Annotated in this window: 5 protein-coding genes; 3 read left to right on the forward strand and 2 right to left on the reverse strand. The window is 31.5% G+C overall.

Annotated elements, in window-relative coordinates; genetic code table 11:
• Positions 1-302 precede the first annotated feature (302 nt).
• The 3 genes from ACW2QF_RS15500 (at position 303) to ACW2QF_RS15510 (ending at position 5,059) form a co-directional block, all read left to right on the forward strand.
• Complete coding sequence (locus ACW2QF_RS15500) at positions 303-1,979, forward strand: methyl-accepting chemotaxis protein (protein ID WP_455716916.1); 1,677 nt, start codon at positions 303-305, stop codon at positions 1,977-1,979.
• Positions 1,980-2,143: 164 nt separating this feature from the next.
• Positions 2,144-3,349 carry an IS256 family transposase gene (locus ACW2QF_RS15505; protein WP_455716920.1) on the forward strand — a complete coding sequence of 402 codons (1,206 nt, stop codon included), beginning with the start codon at positions 2,144-2,146 and terminating at the stop codon, positions 3,347-3,349.
• A 939-nt stretch (positions 3,350-4,288) separates the two neighbouring features.
• On the forward strand, positions 4,289-5,059 hold the full coding sequence (locus ACW2QF_RS15510) for a sugar phosphate isomerase/epimerase family protein (protein WP_455716917.1): 771 nt from the start codon (positions 4,289-4,291) through the stop codon (positions 5,057-5,059).
• Between the two features lie 517 nt (positions 5,060-5,576).
• Here the strand turns inward: ACW2QF_RS15510 and ACW2QF_RS15515 are convergent.
• Positions 5,577-6,347, reverse strand: coding sequence for a GNAT family N-acetyltransferase (locus ACW2QF_RS15515; RefSeq protein WP_455716918.1), 771 nt, complete (start codon positions 6,345-6,347; stop codon positions 5,577-5,579).
• Positions 6,348-6,974: 627 nt separating this feature from the next.
• Positions 6,975-7,991, reverse strand: a 1,017-nt coding sequence (locus tag ACW2QF_RS15520) for a hypothetical protein (RefSeq protein WP_455716919.1), incomplete at its 5' end; no start/stop codon positions are given.

Consider the following 7,991-nt stretch of genomic DNA (forward strand, 5'->3'; position numbering starts at 1 on the left):
CTTCTATTTGTTACAAAATATATAGCATAAGAATACAAACTACTGCATTCTTATAAAACAAATACAATATACAAAGGAGACATTTTTATGAATAAGATACTATCTTTAATCAGAACGACGAAAGAGGGGCATTTGATTAAATTATTGAACACCAAATAGCATGGGGACAATACGTAACAGCTAAATCGAACTAAGACAGATTTCTTTGAAGCTAAGGTAACAAACTACACAAAAGCCGCAGCATTCGACTTTGACGGATTAGAACAATAATAAAATAATAAATATGTAATGGAGAATCAACAATGAAAATACTTAACAAATTTGATATTAAAGCTAGATTAACTTTAGCTTTCTTTGCTATTATGCTACTTTCACTTTTTATGGCTATATCAGCTATAGGTGGTCTAAACTATTCAAGAAAAAAACTAATAGAGTTTACAACAGGTTCATACCTTACTGATATTTCTGTTAAGATGATTCGTATTGAATCTGGACTTGCCGCTATTGCACTACGAGATATGTACATTACAGACAATCATGAAGACTACGATGAATTAAACAATAACATTCATGAATACATGACAGATTTAGATCAAAGAATTAATGAATTAAAAGAGAATCCTTATTCAAATTATGATTTAGTTGAAAAATTAGAAGTTAAATTAAACGAATGGAAAGAAATCGCTGATACTACTTTGCATGCTATCCTAGAAGGTAACGATGAAACAGCAAAAAAACTAATTGTTGAACAATGTTCTAAACTATTAAACGAAATGAAAGACGTATCTGTTGAACTTGATGAATATACATTATATCAACAAGAAGATGTACTAAAATCTAGTGTTAATGTGACAAAAGGAACTGTTTTATTTGTTACATGTATATTAATAGTTGTATTTATATTAGGTTCAGTTATTAGTGTTAAAATGAGCTTAAGCATTGTAAATCCATTAAAAGAGCTTGAAATCGTAGCAAAAGAAATGTCAAAAGGTAATTTACGAGCAGAGATTACTTATGAAAGTACTAATGCAATCGGTAGATTAGCTGACAGTATGAGAGAATCAACAAGTACAATTAGAGAATACATTGATGATATTGATAGAGTTATGAATGAAATAGCTGATGGTAATCTTACCGTAAAACTTGATAAGAACTATATTGGAGATTTCGTTAATATTAAAACAGCTATCAATAAATCACTTTCTAGTACAAGCAACACATTATCAGAAATCGGCAAGATAGGTAGTCTATTTGCTGATATGTCAGCAGTTATGGCTGACGATGCAGAATCTCTTTCAGATGGCGCTACAGACCAAGCTAGTATTATTGAAGAATTCCTTGCTCAAACAGATACAATATCACAAAGCATTATTGACAATGTAGAACAAGTAAATGAAAGCACTAAAATGATTAATAGCACAAAGTGTAAAACAGAACAAGGTATCACTTTAATGAATGAAATGCTACAAGAAATGAACGCTATTCGTCAATCTAGTGAAAACATTTCAGAGATTACAGGCGTTATTAATGATATTGCAGAACAAACTAATCTATTAAGCTTAAATGCTTCTATCGAAGCTGCTCGTGCAGGCGAAAATGGTAAAGGTTTTGCTGTAGTAGCTAGTGAAATTAGAGAATTAGCACAAAGAAGTGCAAAAGCTGTAAAAGACATTGAAGACCTTACAAGAGCTAGTAATAGGCAAGTAGATATTGGACAGAAGAAGCTTGGTAATATGTCTGATGAGTTAAAAGGTATTAGCGAATCTGTTGTTAAAACTGATGAAATGATGAATAAATTGTTGTCTAATGCAGAACTTCAAAGCACAACAATACAAGAATTAAACGCCGGAACTAATCAAATAGCTAATGTTGTAGATCAAAACGTTGTATCAGCTAAAAATAGTGCTGATAACAGTAATGAACTTAAAGATCAAGCAGAAAAGCTGAGAGAGATGATAAGCTTTTTCAATATAGATTAAAAATGAAATAACATAATATAGTAGGAAGTGGCTATGAACCGACCTCTGTGAGACTATCCTAAAGATTGTGTAAACCTCTAAATTGATGTAAGATAATTACAATCAGTTTGGAGGTTATTTTTATGGGAAAAAGAACAAGAAATGAATCACCACAAAAGCAAGTAATGCGAGAATTGATGCAGGAGTATCTGAAAAATAATGATATTAGCGTCAAAAATGGTACTGATGTTAATTCTATCATGAAAGATATGATGTCTGTACTGCTAGAAGGTGCTTTAGATGAAGAACTTAATGAAGAATTAGCCTATTCTAAATATGATTATCGTAATAAACAGACTTCAAATAGCAGAAATGGACATTCCTCAAAAACAATGCATACATCTTATGGGGATATGGAAGTTGCGATTCCACGAGATCGTAATGGAGAATACGAACCACAGCTTGTCAAAAAGTATCAAAATACAGTCTCTCAAGACATGGAAGAAAAGATTATATCCATGTATGCAAAGGGTATGACAACTGGAGATATTGAAAGTCATATGCGAGAACTGTACGACATTGATATCTCTGATAGTACGATTAGTAGAATCACGGATAAGATTCTTCCCATCGTAAAAGAGTGGCAGGAACGCCCACTTGCAGATGTGTATGCTGTAGTTTTTATGGATGCAATTCATTATCATGTACGTAGCGAAGGACGTATTGTAAAAAGAGCAGTCTACATAGCGTTAGGTATCGATATGGAGGGGCATAAAGATGTTTTAGGTATGTATGTAGGTGAAAATGAAAGTGCAAAATTCTGGCTTTCCATTATGAATGGGCTAAAAAATAGAGGTGTTCAAGATATATTAATCGCATGTGTCGACGGTTTGAGCGGATTTCCTCAAGCCATTGATGCGGCATATCCTCAAACAGAAATACAACAATGCATTATTCATCAGATTCGGAACTCTACTAAATTCGTTTCCTACAAAGATATCAAGAAACTAATGATTGATTTGAAGGAAGTATATGCAGCTCCGACAGAAGAAATCGCATTAGATAAACTTGAACATTTTGCAGAGAAATGGGACAGTAAATATCCAAAAATTTATAAGTCTTGGACAGAGAATTGGACAACACTATCTACATATTTTAAATATCCGGAGGCCGTTAGAAAGCTAATTTATACTACAAATGCGATAGAAGGATTTAATCGTCAGCTTCGTAAGGTAACTAAAAACAAGACGGTATTTCCGTCTGATGATAGCTTACTAAAGATGCTGTATCTAGCAACTATGGATATCACCAAAAAGTGGACAGGACATCGACAAGATTGGGGTCAAATTCATTCCCAACTAGAGATTTACTTCGAGGAACGTCTCCACTAATTCAAGTCTATGACTAGCCTGATATCAAAGGCTTTATTGACATGTAAAAAAATAGATGTATAATGCAGATAAGGGCAAAACCAACTTACTTGGCCTTGCCCTTACTATAACTATTAACAATTCTTATATCAATTTTGCTATTTACACAAAACTTGAAACAGTCTCACCTCTGTCAAGTAGACAGGCTAAATAATTAAAATATATAAGTTGATACGACCACATAGTTGGTCGCAATTCGGTAATGTAAAAAATTTTGTTTCTATGTAAGCGTCTTCTCAAGCACGCATTTAAAAAAGACGTCAACGCCAGTATAATAAAATTACTGGTGTTGTGGCGTCTTTAAGTTTTTACATTTCTCTGGTATCTTTTCTGACCACGGAAGCAAATCAAATACCTGTAACGTATCGTTCATTTGAATCTGTTCGATGACATATTCGAGATAATACAAAGGTTTTAGGTTGTTTACAATCGCCGTCTGTTATTCTTTTGTAATTTGAAATATGCTCAAATAGTAATGTGGAATTTCCTCTTCAAAATATAGTTCAACTTGAGTTCAATCAATCGATTGTAGAACGTCGTTAATATTATTTATTGCTATCTGCTTAGGATATTCTCGCGCATAATTTTTCCATGAATAAATTACTTCTTCACCAAACAATGGTATACATTTTCTGATAGTATCCAACGCATTACTACTATATAAATCAATCCTAAATTCATTGACAATTATATTGTCCTCTCTTGCCTCATAATTATATGGATAAAAATATTTAGCATTCAATCTTTATACTTAATAAGGAAGTCAAGTCAATCAGTGCGGAAACAAATTTGATGGTAAGAATCACACGAGTATAATTTTCTTTCCAAAGTAGTTTGCTTTTCTTTATGAATATTTATGGTATAATTTTCTATAATCAAAAAGTTCTAGTGGAGGTATCGATGATAACTATATATGATTGGTTTGGGTATGAAGTTTCAATTAAGGATAGATACAAACTTATAAAAGAGGCAGGATTTGATGGAGTCTTACTATGGTGGAGTGACGGATTTGGACGTGGTGCTGATTATCGCGAAGGTGTACAGCATGTTATTAATGCAGGGTTGATGATAGAAAACATGCATACCCCTGTACAAAATCAGAATAATCTTTCACTTGATAATATAGATGGAGAGAATGTTTTTGAATGTTATTCAGAATGCATCAAAGACTGTGCAGAAGTTAAAATCCCCACTATGGTAGTACATTTGCCTAATGATAATTTTCCAATTACTGAATTAGGAATGGAAAGAATTAAGCGAATAACAGAGAAAGCAGAACGCCTAGGAATTAATATTGCTATGGAAAACTTGAGTAATGTTAATAATATAGCTTGTGTATTGAATTCTATTAATTCCAAACAAATAGGATTCTGTTATGACAGTTGTCACCATGCGAATAATGAAAATGCAGGTGATTTATTAGCTAAGTATGAAAAACGTTTGATGGCATTGCACTTGCATGACAATGGTGGTGCTAGAGGACAACACCAGTTACCGCTTGATGGAAATATAGATTGGCCTACAGTTATGAGAAAAATCGCAGAAACTGGCTATAAAGGTGCAACTGCTTTGGAGCCTATGAATTGGGGATATGAGGATTTATCAATTCAAGAGTTTCTTTGTAAAGCATATGAGAAGGCAAAGACGTTAGAAAAGCTGAGATTTGAATAACATAGTGCAACCACTTTATCTCTACTCCATATCTTTTATCGAGAGTGTAAATATTTCTGTGTTTTTTCTATGATTTCATATAATATTCTGAATAGGGCATAATGCCAGAAATCCTTTATTTATAAGGATTTCTGGGCTCTTCCCACATCCCGCCTCAGGATTAATTATCATAGTAAGGTTAGATTATTATCAAGAGCATTCTCTAAAAGACATAAATAATCGATTTTATTTTGTATATAGCACCCTTCATAAAAACTTGATTTTTTTAAATCTTCTTTAATGACCAATTTATCGAACTCATTTAGAGCTAAAGCTTAAAGGTTAAATTCATATTTATTTACTTTTATTTATTATTTTTATTATACACTAATCAAGCGTTGCAAAAATGTAAAAATACAGTTATAATTAACAAATATAAAAATTCAAATAAGGCGAAAAGAAAATGGATAAAGAATTATTTATATGTCTTTTTAATCCTACATTAGTTCCTGTAAGAGAAAAAGATTCATCTTTTCCCTTACCTAAGATAATAAATATCATATTCCTTATCCAAATGATAACCTAACTTTTCTGATAAAGCTACTGAAGCCATATTTGCCGATTCCCATTCAGGGTAAATACCTCTCTTTAAACATTCTAAGATTAAGGAAGCTGCACATGCAGCTGCAATGCCTCTTCTTCTATAGTCATCTAATGTGCCTATCGTTACACTGATAGTGCTTTTATATGTATTATACGAAGATGCTATGGAAATAAGTTCTCCATCTTTAAAGGCAACATAACCCAGTCCATTTTCTTTAAAATCATCATACGACCTATAAAAGCAACAACCATCAGCAGCCCAGTCAATATTAAGAACCTCATTGTAAATTTCTTCATCAATTGACTTAATCTCATATTCTGGTACAACCTTCTCGATTAATTGTTTTAAATTATTCTTATCAAAAGCATTAGGTTCATGTTTTATTGAATATCTCTTAGAAAAATGTAATTTATCAGATAAATTCTCCTTCAAATATGTAACCCATTGTGTTTCGCATGAATTGATAATTTTATGCTGGGCATATGTTTCTAGTATCTGTTTTGTTTCATCTGGATGTTTTATCTCCCCTAAAAGATAGCAGAAATCTGCTGCAATAATTATAGCTTCTTCTGGTTGTTCTATATTATCTACCCATGCGGCGCAGCTTGGATTACCCTCAAGAAACCATGACAACATAATATCATTTTTTCTGTAAGAACATAGTTCACTTAGCTTAATGTAGTCTACTTCATTTAATTTAATCATAGTAGTTCTCCGTTCAAGTGAGTATTTTTGTAAATTATGTAATAATTTTGTTTATTATAACATGTTCTTTTTTATTTTACAACTTATTCCATCATTAGCATTTAGGGAAATAGTCAATTTATATGAGTAAATTCATCTAAAACACTCCTATCAACGATTTCATTTGAAGATAAATCTAAAAATTCTAATTGACTAAATTTTTTAACGAATTTATTACTGTAATTTGATTCCTAGAGTGAATAACTCAAATCAAGCATGGTCAAGTTTTCTAAATCGGAACGATAGATTTTTCCTGAAGTTTTACCTATATTATCTCTTATGGATTGTTATAATGAGGGATCACTAATCGTTACTGTATCTTTATTTATACAAAATAAGTATATCCCTAGGCTGCCTATAATGAATAGGAAGACAGCTAAAATTAAAATAGTAGGCTTCTTCATATATCCTCCTGTTATTATTAATATAATAATCTCTTGGACTCTATAAACCTTATAAATCAAGGCTTATAGAGTCTGTAAATCCAGGCGGTCATACCGTCTATCAGAACTTTGTTAATAAGAATTGTTACTCCGTTTTTGGTTCTAAACTACATCCACCTTTCTAAAAATATATTGTTAACCATATCTACTTATTTCTTAATTGATCCAACTCAATCATTAATTCAAGAATTGTAGTTTCGTATTCATCCATCATTTTATTTCTTTGCTCTATTTCTGCTTCTAAGTCCCCCTTATCAGTTGATAATTCATTCGATGTATTTTTCTTCTGATTTTCTATTTCCTCAAGTTTTTTTTCTAACTTGATTGTCTCATCAGTTTTTTTGTTGAGTGTATCTTCCATCGACTTAATTCTTTCTTCTTTTTCTCTTAATGTTTTCAGCAGATTATCGTAATTATTTTTCAATTCATCATATCTTTGCGTAGAATCTTTAGTTTGCAATGTTTGAGACACTAAATTATCCTGTATCTTAGTTATTGTATTATCCTGCTCCTCTAGCTTTTGTAATTGTTTAAAGTTCGTACTTTGTAATGCGCCAATCAACTCCATTTTTTTACTCATTTCAGCTTCTACTTGCGTATATTTTAATTCTATGTTTCTCTTGCTTTCTTCTAGATCTAGTCGCTGTTTATTCATTAAATCGAATTGCTGTTGAAGCTCATCTTTATTATTTGTAATCTCTTGTAGTCGAAGCTCTTGATTCTTTAATTCGTTACTATAACTAATTTGTTCTTCATCTAATTCTCTTAATTTTTCTTCTAGAACTAATCTTTCTTCATTAATAGTTTTTTCTAGTTGTTCGATTCTATTATCTTTTTCTTGTACTGTGTTTTGTAGATCTACTAGTTTTTGCTCACGTTCATTTACATTTCTTTGAAGATTTTCTAATAAACTTTCCTTATCCATTAAACAATTAGTAAGCTCTTTATTTCTTTCTTCTCTCTCATCTAGATACAGTTGTAAAATTTCATTGCTTTCTTTCTGTTCTTTTACTTCTGAATAAAGTTTTTCTAATGAAGTATTTTTATCGTTCAGCTCATTATAGAGATTTTCTAAGTTCTGTTCCTTTTCCTCAATTTTTTTGTGTAGATCTTCAATGCTATATTCTTTTTCTTCTACGCTGCTTTGGAGTTTTATTATTTC

The organism is Anaerosporobacter sp. (assembly GCF_965301125.1).